This is a genomic window from Streptomyces sp. NBC_00078 (assembly GCF_026343335.1).
Lineage (GTDB): Bacteria > Actinomycetota > Actinomycetes > Streptomycetales > Streptomycetaceae > Streptomyces.
This window is the reverse complement of record NZ_JAPELX010000001.1, coordinates 4241856-4268295: the sequence shown is the minus strand read 5'-3', so window position 1 is coordinate 4268295 and position 26440 is coordinate 4241856. Positions and strand designations below refer to the sequence as shown.

At 69.8% G+C, this 26440-nt stretch carries 28 protein-coding genes and 1 pseudogene; 14 read left to right on the top strand and 15 right to left on the bottom strand.

Going from position 1 to position 26440, the window contains the following annotated elements; genetic code table 11:
* Positions 1–15: 15 nt before the first annotated feature.
* Positions 16–1017: a C40 family peptidase gene (locus OOK07_RS19970; RefSeq protein WP_266682202.1), complete on the top strand. Its 1002-nt coding sequence runs from the start codon at positions 16–18 to the stop codon at positions 1015–1017.
* A 221-nt stretch (positions 1018–1238) separates the two neighbouring features.
* Positions 1239–1949 carry a phosphatase PAP2 family protein gene (locus OOK07_RS19965; protein ID WP_266797751.1) on the top strand — a complete coding sequence of 237 codons (711 nt, stop codon included), beginning with the start codon at positions 1239–1241 and terminating at the stop codon, positions 1947–1949.
* 143 nt (positions 1950–2092) lie between these two features.
* Here OOK07_RS19965 and OOK07_RS19960 read toward each other — a convergent pair whose 3' ends face one another.
* Entirely contained in the window at positions 2093–3643 is a 1551-nt protein-coding gene (locus OOK07_RS19960) for an FAD-binding oxidoreductase (protein WP_266682198.1), read from the bottom strand.
* A gap of 318 nt (positions 3644–3961) precedes the next feature.
* Between OOK07_RS19960 and pstS the strand changes: the two genes are divergently transcribed.
* From pstS to pstB, 4 genes are all read left to right on the top strand, one after another.
* Positions 3962–5089 (top strand): phosphate ABC transporter substrate-binding protein PstS, encoded by a 1128-nt coding sequence (gene pstS / locus OOK07_RS19955; RefSeq protein ID WP_266801986.1) that lies wholly within the window; start codon positions 3962–3964, stop codon positions 5087–5089.
* 137 nt (positions 5090–5226) lie between these two features.
* Positions 5227–6231, top strand: coding sequence for a phosphate ABC transporter permease subunit PstC (pstC, locus tag OOK07_RS19950; protein WP_266682196.1), 1005 nt, complete (start codon positions 5227–5229; stop codon positions 6229–6231).
* Positions 6228–7289, top strand: coding sequence for a phosphate ABC transporter permease PstA (pstA, locus tag OOK07_RS19945; protein ID WP_266797750.1), 1062 nt, complete (start codon positions 6228–6230; stop codon positions 7287–7289). The genes pstC and pstA overlap by 4 nt, the downstream gene beginning before the upstream one ends.
* Positions 7290–7338: 49 nt before the next feature.
* Complete coding sequence (gene pstB / locus OOK07_RS19940; RefSeq protein ID WP_266517036.1) at positions 7339–8115, top strand: phosphate ABC transporter ATP-binding protein PstB; 777 nt, start codon at positions 7339–7341, stop codon at positions 8113–8115.
* A gap of 293 nt (positions 8116–8408) precedes the next feature.
* Here the strand turns inward: pstB and OOK07_RS19935 are convergent, their stop codons facing one another.
* Both OOK07_RS19935 and OOK07_RS19930 read right to left on the bottom strand, forming a co-directional pair.
* On the bottom strand, positions 8409–9407 hold the full coding sequence (locus OOK07_RS19935; protein WP_266682192.1) for an inorganic phosphate transporter: 999 nt from the start codon (positions 9405–9407) through the stop codon (positions 8409–8411).
* 7 nt (positions 9408–9414) lie between these two features.
* The gene (locus OOK07_RS19930; RefSeq protein ID WP_266682190.1) at positions 9415–10035 is read right to left on the bottom strand and encodes a DUF47 domain-containing protein; all 621 of its coding nucleotides are present in this window, start codon (positions 10033–10035) and stop codon (positions 9415–9417) included.
* Positions 10036–10259: 224 nt separating this feature from the next.
* Here OOK07_RS19930 and OOK07_RS19925 point away from each other — a divergent pair, with 224 nt between their 5' ends.
* Entirely contained in the window at positions 10260–10616 is a 357-nt protein-coding gene (locus OOK07_RS19925) for a metal-sensitive transcriptional regulator (protein WP_266797749.1), read from the top strand.
* A gap of 32 nt (positions 10617–10648) precedes the next feature.
* Here the strand turns inward: OOK07_RS19925 and OOK07_RS19920 are convergent, their stop codons facing one another.
* Entirely contained in the window at positions 10649–10822 is a 174-nt protein-coding gene (locus tag OOK07_RS19920) for a hypothetical protein (RefSeq protein WP_266797748.1), read from the bottom strand.
* Between the two features lie 110 nt (positions 10823–10932).
* Positions 10933–11763 carry an SCO4651 family lipoprotein gene (locus tag OOK07_RS19915; RefSeq protein ID WP_266682186.1) on the bottom strand — a complete coding sequence of 277 codons (831 nt, stop codon included), beginning with the start codon at positions 11761–11763 and terminating at the stop codon, positions 10933–10935.
* A gap of 109 nt (positions 11764–11872) precedes the next feature.
* Here OOK07_RS19915 and OOK07_RS19910 point away from each other — a divergent pair, with 109 nt between their 5' ends.
* The gene (locus OOK07_RS19910; RefSeq protein ID WP_266682184.1) at positions 11873–12067 is read left to right on the top strand and encodes a hypothetical protein; all 195 of its coding nucleotides are present in this window, start codon (positions 11873–11875) and stop codon (positions 12065–12067) included.
* Here the strand turns inward: OOK07_RS19910 and OOK07_RS19905 are convergent.
* Positions 12068–12403: pseudogene (locus OOK07_RS19905) on the bottom strand (NUDIX domain-containing protein); the annotation flags it as partial. It abuts the gene before it with no gap.
* Between the two features lie 71 nt (positions 12404–12474).
* Between OOK07_RS19905 and OOK07_RS19900 the strand changes: the two are divergent.
* Together OOK07_RS19900 and OOK07_RS19895 are read left to right on the top strand one after the other, a co-directional pair.
* Positions 12475–12909 carry an NUDIX hydrolase gene (locus OOK07_RS19900; RefSeq protein ID WP_266801985.1) on the top strand — a complete coding sequence of 145 codons (435 nt, stop codon included), beginning with the start codon at positions 12475–12477 and terminating at the stop codon, positions 12907–12909.
* 158 nt (positions 12910–13067) lie between these two features.
* Positions 13068–13289 carry a hypothetical protein gene (locus OOK07_RS19895; RefSeq protein WP_266797745.1) on the top strand — a complete coding sequence of 74 codons (222 nt, stop codon included), beginning with the start codon at positions 13068–13070 and terminating at the stop codon, positions 13287–13289.
* Positions 13290–13496: 207 nt separating this feature from the next.
* Here OOK07_RS19895 and OOK07_RS19890 read toward each other — a convergent pair whose 3' ends face one another.
* From OOK07_RS19890 to OOK07_RS19850, 9 genes are all read right to left on the bottom strand, one after another.
* Positions 13497–13706: a DUF397 domain-containing protein gene (locus OOK07_RS19890; protein WP_266797743.1), complete on the bottom strand. Its 210-nt coding sequence runs from the start codon at positions 13704–13706 to the stop codon at positions 13497–13499.
* Complete coding sequence (locus tag OOK07_RS19885; RefSeq protein WP_353963549.1) at positions 13703–14539, bottom strand: helix-turn-helix domain-containing protein; 837 nt, start codon at positions 14537–14539, stop codon at positions 13703–13705. The genes OOK07_RS19890 and OOK07_RS19885 overlap by 4 nt, the downstream gene beginning before the upstream one ends.
* Complete coding sequence (locus OOK07_RS43460) at positions 14442–15437, bottom strand: transposase family protein (protein WP_353963548.1); 996 nt, start codon at positions 15435–15437, stop codon at positions 14442–14444. Before OOK07_RS43460 ends, OOK07_RS19885 begins: the two co-directional genes overlap by 98 nt.
* 273 nt (positions 15438–15710) lie before the next feature.
* On the bottom strand, positions 15711–16829 hold the full coding sequence (locus OOK07_RS19875) for a CHAD domain-containing protein (RefSeq protein WP_266797740.1): 1119 nt from the start codon (positions 16827–16829) through the stop codon (positions 15711–15713).
* Positions 16810–19044 (bottom strand): RNA degradosome polyphosphate kinase, encoded by a 2235-nt coding sequence (locus OOK07_RS19870; RefSeq protein ID WP_266682174.1) that lies wholly within the window; start codon positions 19042–19044, stop codon positions 16810–16812. The genes OOK07_RS19875 and OOK07_RS19870 overlap by 20 nt, the downstream gene beginning before the upstream one ends.
* A gap of 329 nt (positions 19045–19373) precedes the next feature.
* Entirely contained in the window at positions 19374–20156 is a 783-nt protein-coding gene (locus OOK07_RS19865) for an ABC-2 membrane transporter-related protein (RefSeq protein WP_266797738.1), read from the bottom strand.
* The gene (locus tag OOK07_RS19860; RefSeq protein ID WP_266797736.1) at positions 20153–21115 is read right to left on the bottom strand and encodes an ABC-2 membrane transporter-related protein; all 963 of its coding nucleotides are present in this window, start codon (positions 21113–21115) and stop codon (positions 20153–20155) included. Before OOK07_RS19860 ends, OOK07_RS19865 begins: the two co-directional genes overlap by 4 nt.
* On the bottom strand, positions 21112–22032 hold the full coding sequence (locus OOK07_RS19855) for an ABC transporter ATP-binding protein (protein ID WP_266797734.1): 921 nt from the start codon (positions 22030–22032) through the stop codon (positions 21112–21114). The genes OOK07_RS19860 and OOK07_RS19855 overlap by 4 nt, the downstream gene beginning before the upstream one ends.
* The gene (locus OOK07_RS19850; RefSeq protein ID WP_266801984.1) at positions 22029–22442 is read right to left on the bottom strand and encodes a GntR family transcriptional regulator; all 414 of its coding nucleotides are present in this window, start codon (positions 22440–22442) and stop codon (positions 22029–22031) included. Before OOK07_RS19850 ends, OOK07_RS19855 begins: the two co-directional genes overlap by 4 nt.
* A 111-nt stretch (positions 22443–22553) precedes the next feature.
* On the opposite strand from OOK07_RS19850, the gene OOK07_RS19845 reads away from it, so the two are divergent.
* The 4 genes from OOK07_RS19845 (at position 22554) to OOK07_RS19830 (ending at position 26380) form a co-directional block, all read left to right on the top strand.
* The gene (locus OOK07_RS19845) at positions 22554–23096 is read left to right on the top strand and encodes an RNA polymerase sigma factor (RefSeq protein ID WP_266682170.1); all 543 of its coding nucleotides are present in this window, start codon (positions 22554–22556) and stop codon (positions 23094–23096) included.
* 70 nt (positions 23097–23166) lie between these two features.
* Positions 23167–24003 (top strand): cupin domain-containing protein, encoded by an 837-nt coding sequence (locus OOK07_RS19840; RefSeq protein ID WP_266797732.1) that lies wholly within the window; start codon positions 23167–23169, stop codon positions 24001–24003.
* A complete protein-coding gene (locus OOK07_RS19835; RefSeq protein WP_266797730.1) occupies positions 24000–24860 on the top strand; it encodes an ABC transporter ATP-binding protein in 861 nt (286 codons plus the stop codon). The genes OOK07_RS19840 and OOK07_RS19835 overlap by 4 nt, the downstream gene beginning before the upstream one ends.
* The gene (locus OOK07_RS19830) at positions 24857–26380 is read left to right on the top strand and encodes an ABC transporter permease (protein WP_266797729.1); all 1524 of its coding nucleotides are present in this window, start codon (positions 24857–24859) and stop codon (positions 26378–26380) included. Before OOK07_RS19835 ends, OOK07_RS19830 begins: the two co-directional genes overlap by 4 nt.
* The last annotated feature ends 60 nt before the right edge of the window (positions 26381–26440 follow it).

The following is a 26440-nucleotide window of genomic DNA, read 5'->3' as shown; positions in this document are numbered from 1 at the left end:
GAGGGGCGGTTGACGATGCGTAAGGCATGGATCGTAGCGACCGTGGGCGTCGGCTCGGCCATGGCCTTCGTGATGCTGCTCGTCGTGGGCGTGTACATCGTCGCCGGGAACATCATGGGCGGAGTGGGCGGGGGTACGAAGGCGCTCGCCAAGGGGGCCGTGCCCGCCGCGTACTCGGCCATCGTGCAGAGGTGGGGCAACCTCTGCCCCGCCCTCAATCCCGCGCTGCTCGCCGCCCAGCTCTACCAGGAGAGCGGGTTCAACCCGAACGCGCGGAGCGCGGCGGCCGCCGAGGGGATAGCGCAGTTCATCCCGGGGACCTGGGCCACGCACGGCGTCGACGGCAACGGCGACGGCAAGCGGGACGTCTGGAATCCGGAGGATGCCATTCCGTCCGCCGCGTCCTACGACTGCCAGCTCGCCTCGTACGTGAAGGACGTACCGGGGAATCTGACTGAAAACATGCTGGCCTCGTACAACGCGGGGTCCTACGCGGTGATCAAGTACGGGGGCGTGCCGCCGTACGCGGAGACCCGGAACTACGTCAAGACGATCACGACGCTGGAGGAGAGCTTCGCGGCGCCCGTCACCCGGGTCGATCCGTCCAAGCAGGCCGCCGGCGCCATCTACTACGCGCAGAAGAAGCTCGGCACGCCCTATCTGTGGGGCGGGAACGGGACCAGCGCCGACAACGGGCGTTTTGACTGCTCGGGGCTGACCAAGGCCGCGTACGAGAGTGTCGGGGTCACGCTGCCGCGGGTGGCCAACGACCAGTACAACGCGGGGCCGCACCCGAAGCGGGAGGAGCTCCTGCCCGGAGATCTCGTGTTCTTCTCGAAGGACCCGACCAACTCCCGGGCCATCCACCACGTGGGCATTTACGTGGGCGGCGGATACATGATCGACGCCCCGAGGACGGGTGCCGTGATCCGGTTCGACCCGATCGACGGCGCAGACTACTTCGGAGCCACGAGGGTGACCGAAGATGGCGCGAAAGCGCTGCCCACGACGGTGTGAACCGAGCGTGAACCCACCCCCTGAGCTGCAGCGATGAGTCTCTCTTCGATAACGTCTGCGTGATCATTCGGTGGAGTGTGGAACGTATTAACCGGGACCGTGCGTTCCTGTTCTCGTAGTCATCTGTGTAGCTGTCTACGACGTGATCTACAGCCACGGGGGTGGGTAAGCGGGCGCGCGCGAGTGCGCCCGGCAGCAGACGACGAAGGGGCCGCAGCACCATGGCTGGACTCGCCGAATCCGGGTCGAACCCCGACGTCGACCTGCTCTACGACATCAATGGCCTGGCCAAGGATGCGCCGCACTGGTTCGACCGGATCATGGAGTTCGTCGGGGAGTACGGGCTGCTGCTGGCCATGGTGCTGCTCGTGGTGTGGTGCTGGTGGTCCGTGCGGCGGCGGGGCGCCGAGGACGCCGCGTCGTCGGTGGCCGCGCTGGTGTGGGCGCCGCTGGCCGCCGCGCTCGCGGTGCTGGTGAACGTGCCGATACGAGGCTTCGTGGAGCGGCCCCGGCCCTTCCGCACCCACCAGGGGATCGACGTCCTGGTCTCCGGGAAGACCGACTACTCGTTCGTCAGCGACCACGCGACGATCACCATGGCGATGGCGGTCGGTCTGTTCGTCGCCAACCGGAAGTTCGGGCTCGCCGGCATCGGGCTGGCCCTGCTCGAAGGGTTCTGCCGGGTCTACATGGGCGTGCACTACCCGACGGACGTGGTCGGCGGCTTCGCACTCGGCACGGCGGTCGCGTTGCTGCTGTCGCCCGTCGCCATGGCTCTGCTGACGCCCGTGCTGACCGCCGTCGAGCGGTCGTCCTGGGGCGGGTGGCTGGTGCGCTCCCGGGGACGGCGGGTGGCCGTGGGGCAGGACGCGCTGATCCCCGGGGCGCGCAACGAGACGGTGGAGTCCGACGAGCGGGATCTTGCGGCCTGATCGCTCCGCAGGGTGTGGAGGCCCGAGCGTCCGCCGGGTGTGAGGCCTGAGCGTCCGCCAGATGTGGCGGACCGGGCATCGCGTGTGCCAGGACCAGGCACCGGGTGGGCCGGGCCGTGCGGTGCGCCCCGGGCCCGGGGCGCCTACAGCGCCTGGGGATAGGTGAAGAAACGGTTCGGGTCGTACTGCTTCTTCACGGCCGTCAGGCGTGTCGCGGCCTCCCCGAAGTAGGCCTTGCGCCAGTTCGTCAGCGTCGGGTCCGTGTAGTTCTGGTACGCGGCGCCGGAGGCGTACGGCTGCATCGCGTTGTGGGTCGACGTCAGCCAGGACTGGGCGGTCGTGCCCGTGTTGCGGGAGCCCCAGGACGCTATGTACTGGGCCAGCATGCGGGAGCGGCGGTGGACGAAGGCCGTCGCCGTGGGGGAGACGCGGTTGACCGCGCCGCCGAGGGCCGTGAGGGCGATGCTGCCCGAGCCGCCCGGCACCGAGCCGATGCGGGTGAGCAGCGTCTGGATGCCGGCTGCGGAGATCGAACGGTCGAAGAAGTCCGAGCGGGCCGCGTAGGTCTCCCGGCCCAGGGCGCCCTGCGGGTTGCGGTTCGGGGTGGTGCCGGGCAGGTGGCACTGGGGCTCGGTGGCGAAGGACGAGCAGCCCGCGTACGCCTCCATCGCACCCTCGTACGTGTGCCGCTTCAGGGTGGCGCTGCGGGCGGGTGCGCCGACCCGCGAGACCAGGCGGTCGATCGCGTTCTGCAGTTCCCCGTACGTGCCGATCGAGAACACCGCGACCGAGACGGTGGGCGAGCCGCCGTTCTCCAGGTGGCAGGAGGACCAGATCTCGTCGGGCTGGTCGGGGCCCCACTCCTGCCACGCCTTCACCACGGCGGCGGCCTTCGACCAGGGCCACGTCACATACGCGGACACCGCCTGCGGCGCGGGGTGCGTCTTGAACTGCAGCTCGGTCACGACGCCGAAGTTGCCGTTGCCCGCGCCGCGCAGGGCCCAGAACAGGTCCTTGTTCTCGCTCGCGTTGGCGGTCAGCTCCTTGCCGTCGGCCGTGATCAGCGTGGCCTGGGTGAGGCTGTCGCAGGTGAGGCCGTAGGCCCGGGAGACCACGCCGTGGCCGCCGCCCAGGACCAGGCCGGAGACTCCGACCGAGGGGCAGGAGCCCGCGGGGATCGTCACGCCCTTCGCGGCCAGCCCGCGGTAGACGTCAATCAGCTTGGAGCCGGCGCCGACGACCGCCTGGCCGCCGCTCACCCGGATCTGCTTCAGCTTCGAGACGTCGACGATCAGCTTGCCGTTGCCCGAGGACCAGCCCGCGTAGGAGTGGCCGCCGTTGCGGATCGCGACCTGGATGTGGTGGGCGCGGGCGTACGCCAGGGTCGTCCGGATGTCGTCGGCATGGGCGACGTAGACCACCGCCGCCGGTTTCAGCCCGTCGAAGCGGGTGTTGTACAGCTGGTGGGCCGTGGCCCACTTCGCCTCACCCGGCCGGACCAGGGTGCCGTCGAGGTCGTGGGAGAGCGCCGTCCAGTTCGCCGGGGCGGCCGCTGCTGCGGTGGCCCGCAGCGATGTCCTGGAGGAAGATGAGGACGCAGCGGCGTCCGCGTCGGCGGATCCGCCTTTGCAGGCGGACGTCGCGACCGCGGCGATCGCGGCCGCGCCGCCTCCTATGAACGTACGACGTTCCATGTTGCGCCTCCCGATGGCTCTCGGGGAACGAGACGGCTCGCCGACCCCCTGGGTTCCAGGGGAAGTGTCACCCCTGTGTCACCGTGAGGCCGGAACCCTCATGTGCTCTCCCCGTGAGCATTCCGTGACCTAACCACACCGACTGCAGGGGTTCACCTCCCGTTCATTTACGGCCATAGGTGCCTTCACCTGATCTGCCTACTTTCGGCCTTACCTGATGTGGGTCCCGCCTCTGCGGGCGTGACGCCCGTCAAACCGGACTTCTACTCCGCACGCCGCCGTATTCAGGACGGCGGCTCCTGGAAGGAACTCTTTCAAGTGAAGCTTCAGCGCATGAATCGGCGGGCCATCGCCCTCGGTGCCATCGCCGCCTCGAGCGCCCTGGTCCTCACGGCGTGCGGCTCGGACGACACCAGCGGCAGCGACGGCGGCAGCAGCGCCTCCGCCACCGGCGCCGCCAGCTCGATCAAGTGCGACAACGCCAAGGGCCAGCTGCTGTCGGACGGCTCGTCCGCGCAGAAGAACGCCATCGACGCCTGGGTGGCGCAGTTCTCCAAGGCCTGCGGTGTGCAGATCAACTACAAGGCCGGCGGCTCCGGCGCGGGTGTCACCTCCTTCACCCAGGGCCAGCTCGCCTTCGCCGGTTCCGACTCGGCGCTGAAGCCCGAAGAGGTCACGGCCTCCAAGAAGGTCTGCTCCGGCGGTCAGGGCATCGACCTTCCGATGGTCGGCGGCCCGATCGCGGTCGGTTACAACCTCTCCGGCATGGACAACCTGGTCCTGGACGCCAAGACCCTTGCGCAGATCTTCGACAGCAAGATCACCAAGTGGAACGACCCGGCGATCAAGAAGCTGAACCCCAGCGCGAAGCTTCCCGACCTCAAGATCCAGGCGTTCCACCGCTCGGACGAGTCCGGCACCACGGACAACTTCACCAAGTACCTCAAGGCCGCCTCCCCGAGCGACTGGACGTACTCGGGCGGTAAGGCCTGGCAGGCCAAGGGCGGCCAGTCCGCCGCGCAGTCCTCCGGTGTGGCCGCCCAGGTCAAGCAGACCAACGGCGCCATCGGTTACTTCGAGCTCTCCTACGTCGCCGACGGCATGAAGGCCGTCAGCATCAACACGGGCGCCAGCGCGCCGGTCGCCCCGAGCAGCGACGCCGCCTCCAAGGCCATCGCCGACGCGAAGATCGTGGGCACGGGCAAGGACCTGTCGCTCCAGCTGAACTACGCGACCAAGGCCGACGGCGCCTACCCGATCACCCTGGTCACGTACGAGATCGCGTGTGACAAGGGCAACAAGGCCGACACCCTCCCGGCGACCAAGGCGTTCCTGCGCTACATCGCCTCCGAGGACGGCCAGGGCGTCCTGGCCAACCTGAAGTACGCCCCCATCCCCGCCGACATCATCTCCAAGGTCCGTACCACCATCGAGGGCCTTAGCTGATCTGAGCGTGCGGTCCGGTCCCGGGCCCGCCCCGGGACCGGACCGCACCGTCCGGTGCACCGCCGCCATGAGCCGTATGTCGTGTACGGCTTCGCAGAGCCGCACCTCGCGTGCGGTTCCGCAGACCGGAGAACCCGATGGACACTTCCACCCAGATAACCGACGCTCCTCCCCCCAGCCCGCAGCCCTCCGCCGAAGAAAAGCGTGCAGCCCGCGGCGCCACCCGACCCGGTGACCGGATCTTCCTCGGTCTCTCCCGTGGGTCGGGCATCTTCCTGTTGGTGGTCATGGCCGCGATCGCGGTCTTCCTCACCTACCGTGCCTCCCTCGCCATCAGCAAGGACCACGGCAACTTCCTCACCACCTTCGAGTGGAACACCAGCCTCAACCCGCCGACCTTCGGCATCGCCGTCCTGGCCTACGGCACGGTGATCTCCTCGATCATCGCCATGGTCATCGCGGTCCCGATCGCCGTGGCCATCGCGCTGTTCCTCACGCACTACGCCCCGCGCACGCTGCGCGGTCCCATCGCGTACGTGATCGACCTGCTCGCCGCCGTGCCGTCCATCGTGTACGGCCTGTGGGGCGCGCTGATCCTCGTACCGCACATGAACGGCCTCTTCGGCTGGCTCAACGACTACCTCGGCTGGACCGGCGTCTTCTCCTGGGAAGAGGGCGCCCCGCGCTCGATGCTCACCGTCGGCATCCTGCTCTCGATCATGATCCTGCCGATCATCACCAACGTGAGCCGCGAGGTCTTCCGCCAGGTCCCGCAGATGCACGAGGAGGCGGCCCTTGCCCTCGGCGCCACGCGCTGGGAGGTCATTCGCATGGCCGTCATCCCCTTCGGCCGCTCGGGCGTGATCTCCGCCTCGATGCTGGGCCTGGGGCGCGCGCTCGGCGAGACGATGGCCGTGGCCACCGTGCTCTCCCCCGACTTCCTGATCCACGCCAGCCTGCTCAACCCGGGCGGCGGCACCTTCGCCCAGAACATCGCCAGCAAGTTCGGCGAGGCGGACGAGTTCGGCCGTGACGCGCTGATCGCCTCCGGTCTGGTCCTGTTCGTCATCACCCTGCTGGTCAACGGCGCGGCCCGCATGATCATCGCCCGCCGCAAGGAGTACTCGGGGGCCAACGCATGAGCAACGCCGCCATTACCGATGAGCGCCCCAACAGCCTGCGTGGCGCCTCGCTGCCGAGGTGGTCGCCGTGGGCGATCGCCGCCGGCTCCGTGGCCGTGGCCGTCGGCATCGGCCTCGTCGCAGGGCTCGACAGCAAGGTCCAGTGGGGCCTGATCGCCGGCCTCCTCTTCCTCATCGCCACGTACGGCATCGCCGCGGGCGTCGAGGGCGGCCGTCAGGCCAAGGACCGCATCGCGACCGCTCTGGTCTGGGTCGCCTTCCTGCTCGCCGTCGTGCCGCTGGTCTCCCTGGTGTGGACCACTGTCTCGCGCGGTGTGAAGGTCCTCGACATCTACTTCCTGACCCACTCGATGGGTGTGGTCGCCGACTCCCAGCCGGGCGGTGGCATCTACCACGCCATCATCGGCAGCCTGGAGCAGGTCGGCCTCGCCACGGTGATCGCCGCGCCGATCGGTGTGCTCACCGCGGTCTACCTCGTGGAGTACGGCCGCGGAGGTCTCTCCCGGGCCATCACCTTCTTCGTCGACGTGATGACCGGCGTCCCGTCGATCGTCGCGGGCCTGTTCATCCTGTCGCTGATGCTGATCTTCGACATGGAGCCCTTCGGCTTCGCGGGTTCGCTGGCCCTGGCCATCCTGATGATGCCGGTGGTCGTGCGCTCCACGGAGGAGATGCTCAAGCTCGTCCCGAACGAGCTGCGTGAGGCGTCCCTCGCGCTCGGCATCCCGAAGTGGCGCACCATCCTGAAAGTGGTCCTGCCGACCTCCATCGGCGGCATCACGACCGGCATCATGCTGGCGATCGCCCGTATCGCCGGTGAGACCGCACCGGTGCTGCTGCTGGTGTTCGGCAACCGGTTCATCAACAACAACCCGTTCGAGGGTGCGCAGCAGTCGCTGCCGCTGTACATCTATCAGCAGTACTCGCAGAGCGCAGGCGCGAACGCGGCGTACGACCGAGCCTGGGCGGCGTCGCTCACGCTGATCGCCTTCGTGATGATCCTCAACCTCGGGGCCCGGGCCATCGCCCGCTGGAAGGCCCCGAAGTCCGGTCGCTGACGCGGCCATACAGCGACCAGATTCCCCCTCGAAAGAAGCAGTGATTTCCATGGCCAAGCGAATTGACGTCAGCGGCCTCAGCGCCTACTACGGCTCCTTCCGGGCCATCGAGGACATCTCGATGACCGTCGAGCCCCGCACCGTCACGGCCTTCATCGGCCCGTCCGGCTGCGGCAAGTCCACCTTCCTGCGCACCCTCAACCGGATGCACGAGGTGACGTCGGGCGGCCGGGTCGAGGGCAAGGTCATGCTCGACGACGAGAACCTGTACGGCGCCGGGGTCGACCCCGTGGCCGTGCGGCGCGAGGTCGGCATGGTCTTCCAGCGTCCCAACCCGTTCCCCACGATGTCCGTCTTCGACAACGTGGCGGCCGGCCTGCGCCTCAACGGCTCGTACAAGAAGAGCGAACTCAGCGACGTCGTGGAGAAGTCGCTCAAGGGCGCGAACCTCTGGAACGAGGTCAAGGACCGCCTGAACAAGCCCGGCTCGGGTCTGTCCGGTGGTCAGCAGCAGCGTCTGTGCATCGCCCGCGCGATCGCGGTCGAGCCGAAGGTGCTGCTCATGGACGAGCCCTGCTCCGCCCTTGACCCGATCTCCACGCTCGCCATCGAGGACCTGATCGGTGAGCTGAAGGAGCGCTTCACGATTGTCATCGTGACGCACAACATGCAGCAGGCGGCGCGTGTCTCGGACCGTACGGCCTTCTTCAACCTCGCGGCGGTCGGCCAGCCCGGCAAGCTGATCGAGATCGACGACACGGAGCGCATCTTCTCCAACCCGTCGGTCCAGGCGACCGAGGACTACATTTCCGGCCGCTTCGGCTAGGCCGTGACCGGACCCCCCGCGGTGCTGCATGGCGGTGCCACCGTGGGGACGGTGAAGGGCCCGCCCCCGTTTTTCGGGGGCGGGCCCGTCGTCATTGTGTGGGGGCGCGGGGCGCGGGGCGTGGGGTTTGTGCGGGTGGGTGGGGGTGCGCGTCCCTGGGGCTTCGCCCTCAGACCCCTGATCGGCCTTCGGCCTCGTCCTCAAGCGCCGGATGGGCTGAGAGGAGGCAACGCAAGCCCGCCAGGGAAAGGAAACCCGCGCCGCAACGCGAGCCCGCGCGGCCGGGAATTGCGCTACAGGAACGCGAGGTTCACGACGCTGAATGCTCCCGCTGCTACCAGCGCCGCCGCCGGCATCGTGATGAACCAGCCCATGACGATGTTCTTGGCGACGCCCCAGCGCACGGCCTTCACGCGCTTCGTGGCGCCGACGCCCATGATCGCCGAGGTGATGACGTGGGTCGTCGAGACCGGGGCCTTGAAGAGGTAGGCGGTGGTGAACATGATCGCCGCACCGGTCGTCTCCGCGGCGAAGCCCTGCGGAGGGTCGAGCTCGATGATCTTCCGGCCCAGCGTGCGCATGATGCGCCAGCCGCCCGCGTACGTGCCCAGCGAGAGCATCACGGCGCAGACGATCTTCACCCAGACCGGAATCGGGTCGTTGTAGGTCCCGTGGCCGGAAATCACCAGGGCCATCACCACGACACCCATGGTCTTCTGGGCGTCCTGGAGGCCATGGCCCAGTGCCATGCCGGCCGCGGACACCGTCTGCGCTATCCGGAAGCCGCGCTTGGCCTTGTGCGGGTTGGACCGTCGGAAGATCCACATGATGGCCGCCATCACCAGATAGCCGACGAGCAGGCCGACGACCGGGGAGACGAACATCGGGATGACGACCTTGTCGAGGACGCCGCTCCAGATCACCCCGGTGCCGCTGGCCAGCGCGGCGCCCACCATGCCGCCGAACAGCGCGTGGGAGGAGGAAGAGGGAAGGCCGAAGTACCAGGTGACCAGGTTCCAGACGATGGCACCGACCAGCGCGGCGAAGAGGATGCCCATCCCCTTCGAGCCCGCGGGCGTCTCGATCAGGCCCTCGCTGACCGTCTTGGCGACCCCGGAGCCGAGGAAGGCTCCGGCGAGGTTCATCACAGCCGCCATCGCCAGCGCGGCCCGGGGCGTGAGCGCCCGAGTGGAGACGGACGTGGCGATCGCGTTCGCCGAGTCGTGGAAGCCGTTGGTGTACGTGAAGAAGAGCGCGACCGCGATGGTCACGACCAGAGCAAAGGTGTCCATGGAGGAGTCAGGACTCCTTGACGGCGATGGTCTCCACCGTGTTCGCCACGTGCTCGAAAGCGTCGGCGGCCTCTTCCAGCACGTCCACGATCTGCTTGAGCTTGAGCACCTCGATGGCTTCGTACTTGCCGTTGAAGAGATGCGCGAGGAGTTTGCGGTGGATCTGGTCGGCCTGGTTCTCCAGGCGGTTGACCTCGATCCAGTACTCGGTCAGGTTGTCCATGGTGCGCAGGTTCGGCATGGCCTCGGCGGTCAGCTCGGCCGCCCGCGAGAGCACCTCGATCTGCTGCTCGACGCCCTTGGGGAGCTCCTCGACGTTGTAGAGGACGACCAGGTCGACGGCCTCCTCCATGAAGTCCATGATGTCGTCGAGGGACGACGCGAGCTTGTAGATGTCCTCGCGGTCGAAGGGCGTGATGAACGAGGAGTTCAGCTGGTGGAAGATCGCGTGCGTGGCGTCGTCACCCGCGTGTTCCGCTGCCCTCATACGCTCTGCGATCTCGGCCCGGCCGGCGGTGTCCGCCCCGAGCAGTTCCATCAGGAGCTTCGAGCCCGTGACGATGTTGTCCGCGGATGCGGCGAACATGTCATAGAAGCTCGTCTCCCTGGGGGTCAGACGAAAGCGCACGTGGGGTCCTCGGGATGCATCGGTTTCGGTCAGGCTGATGCTAGGCGCATCATTCGGCCACGGCTAATGGGCCGTCCTCCAGTGTCGCCCATCGGGCAGAGTGATCGGCACGGGGGCGGTACGGGGGTCAGGTTCAGGCGTTGGCCAAGGGCCCTATACCCAGCAAAGTTCGATACCATATACCCACCTGGGGTATATGTCCGCACGTCTTGCGGGAGGACGCGATGACGACCACCGAGGCCGGCGCGACGGCGCCCTCCGACGACAGCACGCACAGTACGCACAGTACGCAGAGCGCGACGCACGGGTATCACAAGCAGAAGGACGAGCACCTCAAGCGCCTGCGCCGCATCGAGGGGCAGATCCGCGGTCTGCAGCGGATGGTCGACGAGGACGTCTACTGCATCGACATACTCACCCAGGTGTCGGCCTCCACCAAGGCCCTGCAGTCCTTCGCGCTGCAGCTGCTGGAGGAACACCTGCGCCACTGCGTCGCCGATGCCGCGGTCAAGGGCGGCGACGAGGTCGAGGCGAAGGTCGAGGAGGCGACGAAGGCGATCGGGCGGCTGCTGCGCACCTGACGTCCACCGGGCGAAGGGGCGCCTCCGGGGCACTACTCACCGGAGGCGTCACGCTCTTCGGTCACTTTCAGCACTTCGTCGATGCTCTCAAGGCTGAGCCGGTCCTCGGCGGCCGAAGCCGCGATGATCAGCTCTCCGCACAGCTCGATCTCGGCGAGGGCCACGTGGTCCTGAACTGCCGTACCGCCGACCGGAGCCACGTGCATCACCTCTTCTCTGCCGTTACCGACTTCCTAGAGTAGGGAGCGGCCTACACACCGCGCATGGCACGGACGGGCTAGTTCTTGACGCCCCCGGAGTCACCCACCACGCGGCCCTACTGCTCGGCGATCTTCCCTGCGTAGATGTCCTTCGCCGCCGGCAACCGTACGTCGACGCGGACCCCGAAGTCGTACAGCAGTGTCGTCGAGGCGACCGCGACGGTGTCCTTGCGGTGGCCGTTGACGAAGCTGAAGCGGTGCCGGATCTTGCGGATGCGGCCCTGGTCGTCGAGGAAGACGTCGAACGGGACCTCGGCCGTGGCGAACCCTTTCGCCGCCGTGGCCAGGGACTCCCGGACGCCTTCCGAGGCGGCCTTCGCCGCGCTCGCGAGGTCGGCGGTGCCGCGGTAGTGGCGCACTGCGACCCCCGCGAGCTCGGTCCGGCCGACGAACGTCGCGGTGCGCGTGCCGAGCAGCAACTCGGCCGCGGTGTACGGGTCGGTGACGCCGCCGGTCACCAGGTTGCCGTCGGAGAGGTCGGCCGTGTCGACCCGTACCCACTTGTCGGCGGGCACGCCCGCCCCCCGGTTCTTCATGAACAGGGCGCCGGGCGTGAGGAGTTCGGTGATCGGCCGGTGATCGGCGGTGCCGGCCGGGGTCTGCGGGAGCTGTACCTTCAGCCGGCCGAGCCGGCGGCGGTAGTCGTAGTCGCCCTTGCCGCGGATGGTGACGCGGGTGCCGCCGGTGGCCATCTCCATTGACGTGGTGGCCTTCGATGTCCCCGAGTCCACCAGGGTGTTCGCGGCGTGGTGCAGGACCTCGACGGGGTCCGAGGCGCGGGAGTCCGCTGCGGCGGAGCGGGTGCCGGAGCATCCGCCGGTCCCCATGCAGACACAGACCATGAGTCCTGCCGCGACGACCGTGCCCCTGTGCTGCCGCTCCGCCATCGCCTGCTACCCCCAGCCGGTACATCCGTCACGGGCCCCCTGTCGTTCCGCTTAACGACGGCCGGAGGGGGCCGTCACGCGCATACGGCCCCGGTGCCGGAGTCCGGTGATGGCTGCGGGCGAGGAATGCAGCTTTCCGGGGGTGGGTAACGTTGTCGGAGTGGCGCAGCAAGAACATCGCACGACGACGGTCGAACAGGGCCGGTTCTGTATGGCACGGTGCAGCTGCGGGTGGCGTGGCCCCGCTCGCAGAGCCCGCAGCCTGGCCCGGTCCGACGCCGAGGGCCATCTGTCCGCTTACTGATCAGAGGGTTCTGTCCGGTCCGGCGTGACGCAGGACGGTCAGCAGTTCGTCCACGAGGGTGCGGTCCCGGTACTGGGTCAGACGGCTGCGGGCCGCGGCGGGGGAGAGCCGCAGGACGCGGTCCACTTCCGTGTTGGGAGCGAAGCTTCCCGAGACCGCCTCGGCCGCCAGGTAACGGATCTGTCTGGGGCGGCCGTTCGCGATGTGGCGCAGCGTGGACAGCTCGGCGCCCGGGTCCGCGGTGTAACCCGACTCCTCGGCCACCTCGCGCAGCGCGCCGGTCAGGTGGTCCTCGCCGCGCTTGAGCTTGCCCTTGGGATGGGACCAGTCGTCGTATGGACTTCAACTACGGTCAACAGCGTCGCAGGTCAGGGCGTATTCGAGAGCACCACGGCAACATAGAGACCATGGAATGTGCATCCGTGGTCCAGGCGGCGGGCTGCGTGCTGTGGCGCCGTTCGTCCGCTCATCAGCTGGAACTGGCGTTGGTCTACAGGCCTAGGTGGGCTGACTGGTCCTGGCCCAAGGGGAAGCTGAAGCGGGGGGAGACGCACGAAGAGGCGGCCCGCCGGGAGGTGCTGGAAGAGACCGGCCACACGTGCCGTCTGGGAGCGGCTCTCCCCACAGCTCGGTACATCGATCATCAGAACCGACGCAAGGAAGTCCGCTACTGGGCAGCTGAAGCGACGGGCGGAACGTTCGAATCCAACGACGAAGTGAGCGATCTTGTGTGGCTTCGGCCGGACGAAGCCCGTGATCGAGTCACACACGACAGGGACCGCGATCTCATCTCTGCCGCGCTGATCGTCATCGTCACGGGCGAAGACATGAGGGAGCTGTGATGGGGGAGCAACAGGAACGGCGCTGGGACGGGCCGTCGACTCTCAGCGTTGCTGAGTGGGTGGCGGCACGGCTGGAGAGGGCGCTTGAGCCTGGTGAGGATCAGGCGTGGGGTGCTGACGGCTTTGTTCAACGCTGCGGCTCCGGGTGAGGCAGCAGTATGAGTGAGAAGACTTCCAAGGTGCTGTCTGTCCGCGGGGACGACAAGCTGAGGCGAGCACTCAGTGTTATCGGGCAGACGGGCATGTCGGACAGTGATGCAACCAAGTGGGCTCTGACCGTCGCGGCCAGCATCCTCGAACTGGCGTGGAGGAACGGCCACGAAGAACTCGGCGTCATTCCGGACTTGCGGGTGTCTTACAGGGTGAAGGACCGTGTATGACGGCGGTATGACGTAGGTCGGAGGCGGTGGTCGCCAGAGTGCCGGCGGATCTCTCTCCCCCCCCGACAGCGAAGCCCCGCCGCTCTACAAGGAGGGGCGGGGCTTCTCGTGGTCGGGTCAGACTCGCGCGGGGAACTCGTCACGCTGGACGGCGGCGACGGATGGTGACCAGGCGCCGGGGTTGGAGACGGGCGCCGGGCCGACTGGTCAGGCAGCGTCGAACTCTCCGACCTTCACGCCCGTCACGAAGAACGAGAACGTGGAGGCCGGGAAGTTCAGCACCGGACCGCTCGGGTTCTTGGAGTCACGGACGGGGACCACGCCGCGCGAGGCGACGAGGTTTGCGGCGACCTCGATGCAGTTACCGCCGTTGCTGCTGTACGAGGACTTGAACCAGCGGGGGAAATCGGTTGTCACGGGGAACCCCTTCGAAGCTGTTCGATCATGGCCACGGATGCTGCCTGCGACAGCACCTCAGCCTGCAACTGATGGTATGACCTCAGCATGGGCAGCACGGCAGTCGATTCGCGCTCCAAGTGCCCCCGTGCTTGCGATTCGGCATACGCGATCACGGATCGATCGGCCAGAGTGAGGAGATTGACAGGTAGGTTGAACGACCGCCGTGCTCCTGTCTCAAAGGGCGACACCTGTAGTACCCAGTTGGGGAGAGCGGCGACTTCGACCAATCGCCGAAGCTGAGCCTCCATAACCTCAGCGTTGCCGATCGCTTGGCGAAGGCAGCTCTCATCCATCACTACAAGCACCATGGGGGGCCGAGGCCGCATCAGCGCGGCCTGCCTCTCCGCCAGGAAAGAGACGCGCTCCTCAGCTTGTTCGGGTGTGATGGCCCCGCGCTGCACGTCGCCGTCCGCCAGCGTCCGCGCGTACTCCGGCGTCTGTAACAGGCCGGGGATGATCCCGATCTCGAAGAGCCGGATCTCCACCGCGCGGCCTTCGAAACTCACGTACTCCGGGAAGCCTTCCAGCAGGCTGCCATGCCGGATCTCGCGGTACTGAGGCACGAACGAGTCTGCTGTGCCTGCGATGCCGAGCGCTCTGTCAGCACTACGCGAGAAGCGGAGAGTCGGAGGCTTCCGACCAGTTTCAACCCCCGAAATATGCACACTGGAATATTCCATGCGCTCGGCAAGGTCATCTTGAGTCCAGCAGCGCGCCTCCCGCAAGCTGCGCAAACGCGCCCCGTAGGCCGCCTGGGGTGAGGAGTCCGGGTTCAACTCCTTGCGATTCAAAAGCTTTTCGCCAACCTTTCGTTCCATTCCTAGAACTTGAATGGTTCCCAGGTGTGGGCCCACGCTGAACCTCCTTGGTAGTGGGAGCACTACGGAGAGGAGCGGTTGTGTCCGGCAAGAACGCCGCAGCTGAGCGGCGGAACCCCCCACCCCTCCCGGACCCGGGTGCGATCTTGGTGGACGCACAGAACCGGGTCGGGGAGTTTCGCGGTGATGGGCTGAAGTGGAGGCTGCTCGGGCCGAGTTCATCGCGCAGCGCGAAACGGTGATCAAGCAGTACCAGGGCGGGGAGTCCGCCGCATAGCGTGTAGCCGACGCGCTCGACTGGTGCCCGTGCCGCCGACAGCGCGCGGTTGACGGTTTGTTGGGTTGGTGTGAGGTCACGGCCTGGCGGGCGCCTGGGGGGGCGTCGCCCAGGGGCCGGCTCCCATGTAGGCGCGGTCGGCGAGCACCGGGATGCCCTGACGTTCGCAGATCGGAGGATCCGGTGGGTGCGGGCTGCGGTCAGGACGTGGGCACGGCCCGGCAGGGCGGGCGAGATCCACGGCAATTTCCCGGCAAGGTCGGTCACGACCTGCACGTTCACCCCGTGCCGACGGTGCTTGTGGGAGAAATCAGCTCGGCTGTCGCCGACCCGGTCGCACTCCGCCAGGGTGCCGTCCAGCAGGACGTAGTCGGGGTCGGCTTCGCGTAGGGCCCACAGTAGTCCGGGGGCGCGGCCCGCCAGGAGGCCGATCACTGCGGCCGCGTAGGCGTGAGCGGTGCCGACGGAGATTCCGAAGCCGGCCGCGAGCTGGGTGACGGTGTCGTGCCGACGCAGGTACACCAGGCCGACCAGGGCACGTTGGTGCGGCGGGAGCTGGCAACGCCGGTCACCCTCCCGGATGACGATGAGCATGGTGACCCACTCGACCAGGGCGTGAGGCAGGTCGAGTGCGGCAGGATAGGACACCAACAAGGCTCCTGTGCCAATGAGTTGAGACGTCGAACACCTCTCTCAACGGCACGGGAGCCTTGTGCGTTGCGGCCACCGATCTCGTACCAGATCGCCGTCGACCGGGGAGCTGCGCCACAGGACGCAGCCCGCGGCCTGGATGAGGGTGTCGTCGGCGTGGGTCACGGGTGGTTCACCGTCTCCTTCGACAGGGTTGCGGGCGGCGGGGTCACCGGCTCAGGGCGTGCTCACCGCCTGCTTCTGCCAGCACTGCTGGAAGGCGAAGCGGGCCGCCTCCACCTCGTGCCGCTGGTCTGCGTGGAGCACCCCGAGCGCGTACGCCGTCGCGGGGGCGATCCGCGGGGTGCGGGCCGCCGAGGCCGCGGCGGCCGCCGCCTCCGAGGCGTCGCGGTGCCGGTCGAGGGCCTGGCCCGCGGTCAGCAGGCGGACCTCGATTTGGCCGTCCGTGCCGTGGAGGGCCTCGCGGGCGTAGCGGTGCAGGCGCAGGAGCAGGCGGACCTGGTGCCAGGGGGCGTCCTGGGGGTGCGGGGCCGGATCCGGGGACAGGCCGTGGATCAGGGCCTCCGCGTTGTAGGGGCTGCCCGCGGTGACGAGGGGGAGCGCGGTCACGGCGTCGGTCAGGCGGTCCTCGGCCGCGGCGGCCAGGACGCACAGGTCGGTGGCGGCGGCGCCAGGGGTGAGGGGGACCTCGCTGGCCAGGACGGCGACCTTGTCCGCGACGGCGTGGAAGCGGCTCGAACCCAACGCCTGGAGGGCGGTGCTGTGGGATCGGGTCCGGGCGAGGGTGAGCTGGCGTTCGAGCAGGGCGCCTGCCTTGGCCGCGCCGACGGTCAGGTTGCCCCGGTCGGTTGTGGCCGCGGCCGTGGGGGGCCCGCCGGTGGCCGGTCCACCGGTGGCCGAAGAGGGTGCCGCGGCCGCCGGCTGCGCGGGGAGCACCGTTGCCCCCGACAGTCTGTGCAGCGCCAGCAGCAGCCGCTCCAGCCGGGCCGCGTACGCGTGCTCCATCGACAACGTCCCTGACAGCCAGGCCAGTTCGGGTTGCAGTCCCTCGGACCAGTCGGTCTCCAGCAGCGGGCGGAAGGTGTGCAGGCTGCCGCTGATGCGGCGGACAGAGCGGCGCAGGGCGCGCGCCGCGTCGACGGGATTCTCCGCGCCGTTGCCTGCCGCGGGGCCGGTCTCCCGGTGCAGCCGCAGGGCGCGGAGGAACTCCGTGGCCTGGGCCCGCAGGTAGCCCGCGAGGGCTTCGCCTGTGGGAATGCCCCCCGCCAGAGCGGAGCCTAGAGCGGGGGAGGGCCCGGCCGTGGGGTCCGTCGGGTCAAGGTGTTGCTGTGCCACGCCGGCGCCTCCGGGCGTCTATGAGCATCTCCTGGACGTTGCGCAGGGGTTGGCCGTCCGCATCGGTGGCGTGCCGTATCCACTCGCCGTCCGGGCCGAGATGCCAGGAGGAGGTGGTGTCGGACATGCCGGTCTCCAACAGCCGGTTCAGGGCTGCGCGGTGGGCCGGGTCGGTAACCCTGACCAGGGCCTCGATACGGCGGTCGAGGTTGCGGTGCATCATGTCGGCGCTGCCGATCCACACCTCGGGTTCGCCGCCGTTGCCGAAGGCGAAGACACGGGAGTGTTCGAGGAAGCGGCCGAGGATCGAGCGGACCCGGATGTTCTCCGACAGGCCCGTGACGCCCGGTCGGATCGCGCAGATGCCGCGCACCCAGACGTCGACCGGCACGCCGGCCTGGGACGCGCGGTAGAGCGCGTCGATGAGCGCCTCGTCGACCATCGAGTTGACCTTGATGCGGATGAAGGCCGGACGCCCCGCACGGTGGTGCTGGGCCTCCTTGTTGATCCGCGAGATCAGGCCGTCGCGAAGGGACTTGGGGGCGACCAGGAGGCGGCGGTAGGTCTCCCGGCGGGAGTAGCCGGACAGGCGGTTGAAGAGGTCCGAGAGGTCGGCGCCCACCTGCGGGTCGGCCGTCAGCAGGCCCAGGTCCTCGTAGAGGCGGGCCGTCTTGGGGTGGTAGTTGCCGGTGCCGACGTGGCTGTAACGCCGTAGCGTGTCGCCCTCCTGACGGACCACCAGGGACAGCTTGCAGTGGGTCTTGAGGCCGACCAGGCCGTAGACGACGTGGCAGCCGGCCTCCTCCAGCTTGCGCGCCCACTTGATGTTGGCGTGCTCGTCGAAGCGGGCCTTGATCTCGACCAGGACGAGGACCTGCTTGCCGGCCTCGGCGGCGTCGATGAGCGCGTCGACTATGGGGGAGTCGCCGGACGTCCGGTACAGGGTCTGCTTGATGGCCAGCACGTCGTCGTCCTCTGCCGCCTGCTGCAGGAACGCCTGCACCGACGTCGAGAAGGAGTCGTAGGGGTGGTGCAGCAGCACGTCCCGGACGCGCAGGGCCGCGAAGATGTCGGGCGAGGACGCCGACTCGACCTCGGCCAGGTCACGGTGGACGCCGGCGATGAACTTCTTGTACTTGAGCTCGGGCCGGTCCAGGGAGGCGATGCGGAACAGGCCCGTGAGGTCCAGCGGGCCCGGCAGCGGGTAGACCTCGGCTTCGCTGATCTTCAGCTCGCGCACCAGCAGGTCGAGGACCTCGCGGTCGATGGACTCCTCGACCTCCAGGCGCACCGGCGGCCCGAAGCGGCGCCGCATGAGCTCGCGCTCCAGGGCCTGCAGGAGGTTCTCGGCGTCGTCCTCCTCGACCTCCAGGTCCTCGTTGCGGGTGAGGCGGAAGGCGTGGTGTTCCAGGACCTCCATGCCCGGGAACAGCTCCTCCAGGTGGGCGGCGATGACGTCCTCGATGGGGACGTAGCGGCCGGGGGAGCTCTCCAGGAAGCGGGACAGCAGCGGCGGGACCTTGACCCGGGCGAAGTGCTTGTGGCCGGTGACGGGGTTGCGTACGACGACCGCGAGGTTCAGCGAGAGACCCGAGATGTACGGGAAGGGGTGCGCGGGGTCGACGGCGAGCGGGGTCAGGACCGGGAAGATCTGGTGCCGGAAGAGGGTGAAGAGGCGCGCCTGCTCCTTCTCCGTCAGCTCGGCCCAGCGGACCAGGTGGATGCCCTCCTCCGCGAGCGCGGGGGCGACGTCCTCGTGGTAGCAGGCGGCGTGCCGGGCCATGAGTTCGCGTGAGCGCGCCCAGATCATCTCCAGCACCTCGCGGGGCTGGAGGCCGGAGGCGGAACGGGTGGCCACGCCGGTGGCGATTCGGCGCTTCAGTCCGGCCACCCGGACCATGAAGAACTCGTCCAGGTTGCTGGCGAAGATCGCGAGGAAGTTGGCCCGCTCGAGCAGCGGGGTGTTCGGGTCCTCGGCGAGTTCGAGCACCCGCTCGTTGAACGCGAGCCAGCTTCGCTCCCGGTCCAGGAACCGCCCCTGCGGCAGCTGCGGCCCGTCGTAGGGTGCCTCCTCGTATGCGTCGAGGTCGGCATCGATGTCGGGTTCCAGGTCGGAGACCGCGGCCGACACGGTGTGCGGGCGGTGCGCGGCTATGGAGCCCACGGAGGGCTGCGCGTGCTGGACCTTCGCCTGGGCGGTTTCTGGCTGGCTCATGAACCCATTCTTCCGCGTTCCGAGCGATACGGGCGCGTCGGAAAGGGCGGGCGGGAGCGCCTGCACGGAGCGGAGAGCGTCCCCGTCGCCCGCGGGTCCCTCGGGGGGCGGCGAAGGCTTCGGCACGGAGGGCGTCATTGGCCGAGCGTCGCAAGCCCGTCTGAACCGTTGGTTACGGCGACATGGCGTGCGGGATATCGGGGGGCGGCTCCCGGGAGTCTACGTGGGCCGGGCGGGCGTAAGACCCGGCTGGAAGGCGCGTCCGGAGAACATCCGGAGGATACGTACGCCCTTCCCGCGCGGGGAAGGACGTACGCGGATCTGTTGCGTCACACGGTGCGGCGGCGCAGCACCACGAAGGCGGCGGTGGTCGCGAGGGCGGCGAGGGTGAGGAGGATGCCGCTCTCCAGGAGGCTCATGGGCCAGAAGCGGGGCCGGGACCAGAGGTCCTCGCGTTGGATCTCCAGGTACTGGTTCAGCACGATCATCACGGCGACGGAGATCGCCAGTGCGGCCAGCGCGCGGCGCAGCAGCAGGGCGGTGAGCGCGCCGACCGCCAGCGCGCACAGGCTGTAAGCGGCCAGGGTCGGGCCGCGGGCCGCGAAGACGTCCGCGAAGGTCCAGTCGTCGCCCATCAGGTCCCGGTGCGCGGCCCAGGCCCAGCGGAACACGACGACGAACAGCGTGTCGCCGAGGACGAGTGCCAGCGCGGGCACGGCCAGCTTGGTGGCGAGCCAGCGGGCCGGGCTCACGCCCTGGGTCCAGGCGAGATGGGCCGTACCGGACTCCAGCTCACGGCCGATCAGGGCGCCGCCCGCCCAGGCGGCGACGGCCCAGAAGCTGTAGTACACGAAGGTGCTGGTCATGCCGAGGGGGCCGGTGTGGTCGCCGAGTCCGGGCGAGAAGGTGCACGAATCCTCCCTGGCACTGCAGGCGGCGACGCGTGCGTGTACGGAGTTCGCGGTGACCTCGGTCAGCCACACCAGGTGGCCGACCGCGGCCAGGATGAAGACGGTCCACACGGCCAGGGCCGTGCGGTGTACGCGCAGCACGGTGCGGGACAGTCCCGTGGTGCCGGGGAAGCCCGTACCGGCGGACGCGAGGGCTGTCATACGAGGTTGCTCCTCTTGCGCAGGAGGAGGAAGGCGGCGGCGAGTGCGAGCGCGGTCAGACCCAGCAGGACGCCGGTCTCCAGGAGCTGGCGGGGCCAGTAGTCGGGCGACGGCAGGTACTCGCGGCCGAAGCGCACCACGTCGTGCTGGGCCAGGCAGTGCGTGTTGTCGTAGCAGTCCGGGTCCGGGACCACGGCGCCCTTGGAGTTGACGGCCCAGCTGCGGGAGTGGATCTCCGGCTGCTGGTAGCGGCCCTGGAAGGGCCAGGAGTTGCCGCGAAAGGCGTTGACCAGGAAGTACCCGACACCGGCCAGCGCGAGGGCGGGCAGCGTACGGCGCGCGGCCAGGCCGATGAGCGCGCCGAGGGCGAGCCCCAGGAGCGGCGCGGCGACGGTGGCCGGGCCGATGGAGAAGTAGAAGGCGCGCGGGCCGATGCCGGCGATCAGGAGATTGCCGTGCGCGTTCCACACGAGGCGGTAGAGCACGACCAGCAGGCTCATGCCGGCGGTGACCGCCAGCGCGGGCATGAGGAGCTTGGCGGCGAGCCAGCGGGCGGGGGAGGGGGACTGCCCCCAGACGAGCTGCGCGGTGCCGAACTCCAGTTCGCGGGCGGTCAGCGGGCCCGCCGCGAACAGTGCGACGCCGAAGGAGGCGAGGCTGATCAGGGTGCCCGGGTCGTAGAACAGGTTGTTGTAGGCGCCCGCGGTGAAGCCCAGCAGCATGCCCTGGTCGTAGGCGGCGTCGAGCACCCCGCCGTAGCCGAGGGCGTCGAGCTTCGCCTGGGTGGCGTTCGCGCCGGGGCCCTGCAGCCAGAGCAGGAACAGGGCGGTGAAGGCGACGAAGCCGAGCCAGACGTACAGCGCCGTGCGGTGCAGCCGCAGGATCGTCCAGACCAGGCCGCGCGGGCGCAGGGCGCTGCGACGGGGTGCGGCGGATACGGGGGCGGTGGCCGTGGTCATGCCCGCACCTCCACGGGGGCCGCGGTGGTGCCCGGGGTGAGCAGCGCCGGGGCCTCGGGGGAGCGGAGATGGGCGAGCAGGAGTTCCTCCAGGGACGGTTCCTCGGTCTCCCAGGTGCCGTCGACCGGGCCGTCGCGCCGGATCAGCGCGGTCAGGCCGCGGCCGGCGGCACGGGACTCCACGACCGTGTGCGGGGCGAGGTCGGCGGGTGTACCGCGGCCGGTCACCAGGGTGTGCGCGTTGAGCAGGTCGTCGATGCCGCCGCCGAGCCGTATCCGGCCGCCGCCCAGGAGCAGCAGGTGGTCGCAGGCGTCGGCGAGTTCGCTGACGATGTGCGAGGACATCAGGACGGTGGTGCCGCGGTCGGCGGCGTCCGCCATCAGCGTGCCCATCAGCTCGTGCCGGGCGAGCGGGTCGAGGTCGGCCATCGGCTCGTCGAGCAGCATCAGGTCGGGCCGTTTGCCGAGCGCGAGGGCCAGTGCGACGCGGGTGCGCTGGCCGCCGGAGAGTCCGCGGATCTTCAGTGCGGGGCTGAGCGAGCCCTCCTCGACGATGCGGGACGCGTACGCCGCGTCCCAGCGGGACGGGTTGAGCTCGGCGCCCATGCGCAGGGTGTCGGCGATGGTCAGCTGCGGGTACAGCGGCTTGTTCTGGGCGAGGAAGGCCACGCGGTCACGGCACTCGCCGGGCTCCCGGCCGAACACGGTGAGGGTGCCGGCGGTGGGCCGCAGCAGTCCGGCGGCAAGGGCCAGCAGGGTCGACTTCCCGGCGCCGTTCGGGCCGACCAGTGCGCTGATCCGGCCGGCGGGCAGGCGGAAGGAACAGTCGTCGAGGGCCGCGGAGGCTCTCCTGCCGTACCGCTTGCCCAGCCCGGACGCCACCAGGGCGACGGCCGGGATCGTGCTCGTGGAACTCACTGGTCCCCCTCATGCTCATGGAAGAGCTCGTCGGATTTCGGGAAGCGCTGGTCGAGGACGGAGGTGAACAGGGCGTCGACGTCCTCGCGGTCGAGTCCGCCCGCCCTGGCGCGCTGCGCCCACGCGTCGAGTTCGGCCCGCAGCGGCGAGTCGGCCGGCTGCGCTCCGAGCGTCCTGCGCACGAAGGTGCCCAGGCCCCGGCGGGCCTCGACAAGGCCTTCGCGTTCCAGCTCGCGGTAGGCCTTCAGGACCGTGTTGGGGTTGATGGCGGTGGCCTCGACCACCTCGCGGGCGGTGGGCAGCTTGTCTCCCGGCTCCAGCAGGCCCAGGCGGAGGGCCTGTTTGGTCTGCTGGACGATCTGGACGTAGGTGGCGACGCCGGAGCGCCGGTCGATGCGGTACTCGACCACCCGTACAACCACCCTTTCACTAATTGAGTAGTGAAAGGGTGGTGCAGTTCGCCCGGCAAAGTCAAGTGCGATCGTGTGAACCGATCCGCCGGGGCCGTCCGATGAGGAGACGTGAGCGAAACGAGAAGCGACGGGGAGCTGCTGCGCGCCGTCGCGGCGGACGGGGACCGGCGCGCCTTCGAGGAGCTGTACCGGCGGTACGCGCCCTGGCTGACCGCCCGGCTGCGCGGCCGCTGCGCCGACGCGGGGGTCGTCGACGACGTCGTCCAGGAGACGTTCCTCGCGATCTGGCGGGGCAAGGCCCGCTACCGCGAGGAAGGGGACGTCGCGGGGTGGCTGTGGCGGATCGGCTCGCGGCGGCTCATCGACGCCCTGCGCGGCGACGGGGCGCGCGGCCGGCTGCGGCAGGCCCTGGCGCGACTGCGGCACCGGGACGAGGCGTCAGCCGAGGAACGCGTGCTCGCGGGAGTGGAGCACGGGGACCTCGCGGGCGCCCTCGTCAGCCTGTCCCCCGAACTCCGCGCGGTGCTCCAGGCCACGGTCATCGACGGGCTGACCACCCGCGAGGCGGCCGTCCTGCTCGGCATACCACCGGGGACGGTCAAAACACGGGCGATGCGGGCCCGTAAGCAACTGCGGGAGGCACTGGCATGAGCGACGGACAGCTACGCGATCGGGCGTACGGGACCGCGCGTCGGCGTGGGCCGGTGCGGGAGGTGGCGGTATGACCTGGCATGTTGCCGAAGAGGATCTACGGGCCTACGCCCAGGGCGAGTTGGCGCCGCCGCTGCTCTGGTCCGCCGACACCCACCTGGCCGCCTGCGCGCGGTGCCGGGCCGTCCTCGCCGACGTCGGTGACCCGGTCCGGCTCGACGCCGGCTGGGAGCGGCTGGACGCGGAACTCGACGCGCCACGGCCGCGGTTGTTCGAGTCGCTGCTGCTGCGGCTGGGCGTCGCCGACCACATCGCGCGGCTGCTCGCGGCCACGCCCGTGCTGCGCCGCTCCTGGCTGGGCGCGGTCGTCGCGGTGCTCGTGATGAGCGTCGCGGCGGCCCACACGGCTCACATCGGCCAGGGGGCCACCTCGCCCACGCTCTTCCTCGCGCTCGCGCCGCTGCTGCCCCTCGCCGGGGTCGCGCTGTCGTACGGACCCGCGCTGGACCCGACGTACGAGATGACGGTGGTCGCACCGGTGCACGGGTTCAGACTGCTGATGATCCGGACCGTCGCCGTGCTCGTCGCGGGGCTCGGCCTCAACGGCCTGGCGACCCTCGCCCTCCCCGGCTACGGGCTGCGCGCCCTGGCCTGGCTGCTGCCCGCGCTCGCCCTCACCGCGACCGGCCTTGCGCTCACCGCCCGGCTGGGCCCGGTGCTCGCGCCGTCGCTGGTCGGCGGGGCCTGGGTCGCGCTGCTGCTGGCGGCCCGCCTCCAAGGCGCCGGCACGCTCACGCCGTTCTCCGCGGCCGGCCAGGGCGTGGCCGCGGCGGTCGCCGCGCTCGCCGGCGGGCTGCTCTTCCTCGTACGTGACCGTTTCGACCGTTTCCAGGGAAGTGCCGTATGACACCCACCGTCTCCGCCTCCGGGCTCAGCCTCCGCTACGGCGGGACCCGCGCCCTCGACGACGTGTCGCTGCGGCTGACTCAGGGCGTCACCGGGCTGCTCGGGCCCAACGGGGCAGGAAAGACCACCCTGTTGAGGGTGCTGGCGACCGCTGTGCCCGCCGACCGGGGCGCCTTCACCGCGCTCGGGCACGACCCGGCGACGGCGGCCGGCCGGCAGGAGGTGCGGCGCAGGCTCGGCTATCTGCCGCAGACGCCCGGCTTCCACCCGGACTTCACCTCGTTCGAGTTCGTCGACTACGTGGCGATCCTCAAGGAGCTGACGGACCGCGCCGCCCGCCACCGGGAGGTGCGCCGTGTGCTGGACCAGGTCGACCTCGCCGACGTACGGGGCAAGCGCATCAAGAAGCTGTCCGGCGGTATGCGGCAGCGGGTCGCCCTGGCCGCCGCGCTGGTCGGCGACCCGGGGTTCCTCGTCCTCGACGAGCCGACCGTCGGCCTCGACCCCGAACAGCGCATGCGGTTCCGGGAGTTGATCGCCCAGGCGGGAGAGGGCCGCACCGTCCTGCTGTCCACCCACCAGACCGAGGACGTGGCGATGCTCTGCCACCGCGTCCTGGTGATGGCGGCCGGCCGCATCCGATTCGACGGCACCCCGGCAGAACTGACCGCACGCGCGGCCGGACACGTGTGGAGCAGCACGGAACGCGACCCCGGCGCGAAGGCCGGCTGGCGCACGGGCACAGGCTCCTTCCGCAATGTCGGCAGCCCGCCAGACGGCGCCGATCTGCTCGAACCCACCCTGGAGGACGGCTACTTGCTCACCCTGGACGACGCGGGCACGGAGGTGGCGGCGTGACCGCGGTGATGGAGGAAACCCCCGTCGCGGTGCGGACCGAGGGGCCCCGCCGCACCTGGTCGGCCGTCGTCGCCCTGGCCCTCTTCGAGGCACGCAGGCTCCTGCTGCGGGTCCCGATGCTGCTCGCCTTCGCGCTGTACGTCGCCTGGATCGTGTGGCGCACACCGAAGCTGGGGAACGGTCACCCCGCCCTCCAGGACGCCGACCGGGCCACCCAGAGCGGCCCGCTGCTCATCGGCTTCGCGGTCCTGCTGTGCGTCAACCAGGCGGTGCTGCGTTCCAGGCGGCGCGACACGGAACGCCACTTCACGGTGCTGGTGCTGGAGCCGTGGGGGCGGACGACGGCCCATCTGCTCTCCGTCGTGGCGCCCGCGCTGCTCGTCACGGTGGGCGTGCTGGCCCAGTTCGGCTGGTCGGCGGTCAAGTCCGATGCCGTGGGCAGTGGTTCGCCCGCCGAACTCCTCGTCGGTCCGCTGACGGTCCTGCTCTTCGGGGCGATCGGGGTGCTGCTCGCCCGGCTGCTCACCTCGGGCTTCGCGGCGCCCCTGCTGCTCGTGCTGTTCTTCTTCCTGTTCGTAGCCGGGGCGTTCCCCGCCGGGGACGGCGAGCGCGGCCTGCGCTGGCTGGCTCCGATCATCGGCGAGAACAGCTCCACCGCGCTGCCCTCGGACCTGATGGGCCGGCCCGCGGCCTGGCACGCGCTGTACCTGCTGGGCCTGGCACTCACGGTGGCGCTCGTGGCCGTCCTGGCGGGCGGCAGCCGCAGCTGGGCCCTCAGGGGCGCCGTCGCCGCGGCGCTGGCGCTGGCGGTCACGGCCGGAGCGGTCCAGACCGCGGCCCTGCCGGCCAAGACGATCGCGGCGCGGGAGGCAGCCACCCACACCCCGGAAAGGGTGCAGACCTGCGTGCGGCGGGACGGGTCCACGTACTGCGCGTTCCCCGAGTGGATGCCGCGGACGGCCACCTGGGCCGGCGTGGTGGACCACGTCCGGTCCCTGGCCGGCGGCACCGCGCACCGGCAGCCCCTTCTCGTACGGCAGCGCATCGACGCCACCTACGGCCTCACCTCCGACGCGGCGATCCTCCCGTCCACCACCCCGCACCAGGTCACCGTCGGCACCGGCTGGGGCGGCCCCCGCGTCCCCGAGTTCGCCGCCGCCGTCTCCTCAGTGCTGGTCGCGGGCGACGAGAAGGCGACGGACGGGATGTGCGACGGCCGGATGGTGACCGTCATGTGGCTCGCCCTGAGCTGGCTGCCCGACCCGATGCAGTCGCTGCGCGACGTCCGGCTCGACGACAGCGTGACGGGCTCGGCGATCGTCCTCTCGCCGACCGACCCGATGCAGATGACAGCGGGCCAGACGGACGTCGTACGAGAACTGCTGGGCAAGCCCCGCGACGCCGTGTCCGCCCGCATGAAGGCCCACTGGACGGAACTGACGGCCCCGAAGGTGACCAGCGCGCGGGCGGCTCAGCTGCTGGGCGTGGCCGCACCGAAGGAGGCGGACAAGTGCGGGTGACAAGGGAGCCGGCGTGGCGGGCTGCGGGTCGGGCTGCCGGGCGCGGCGGTGCCGAGGGAG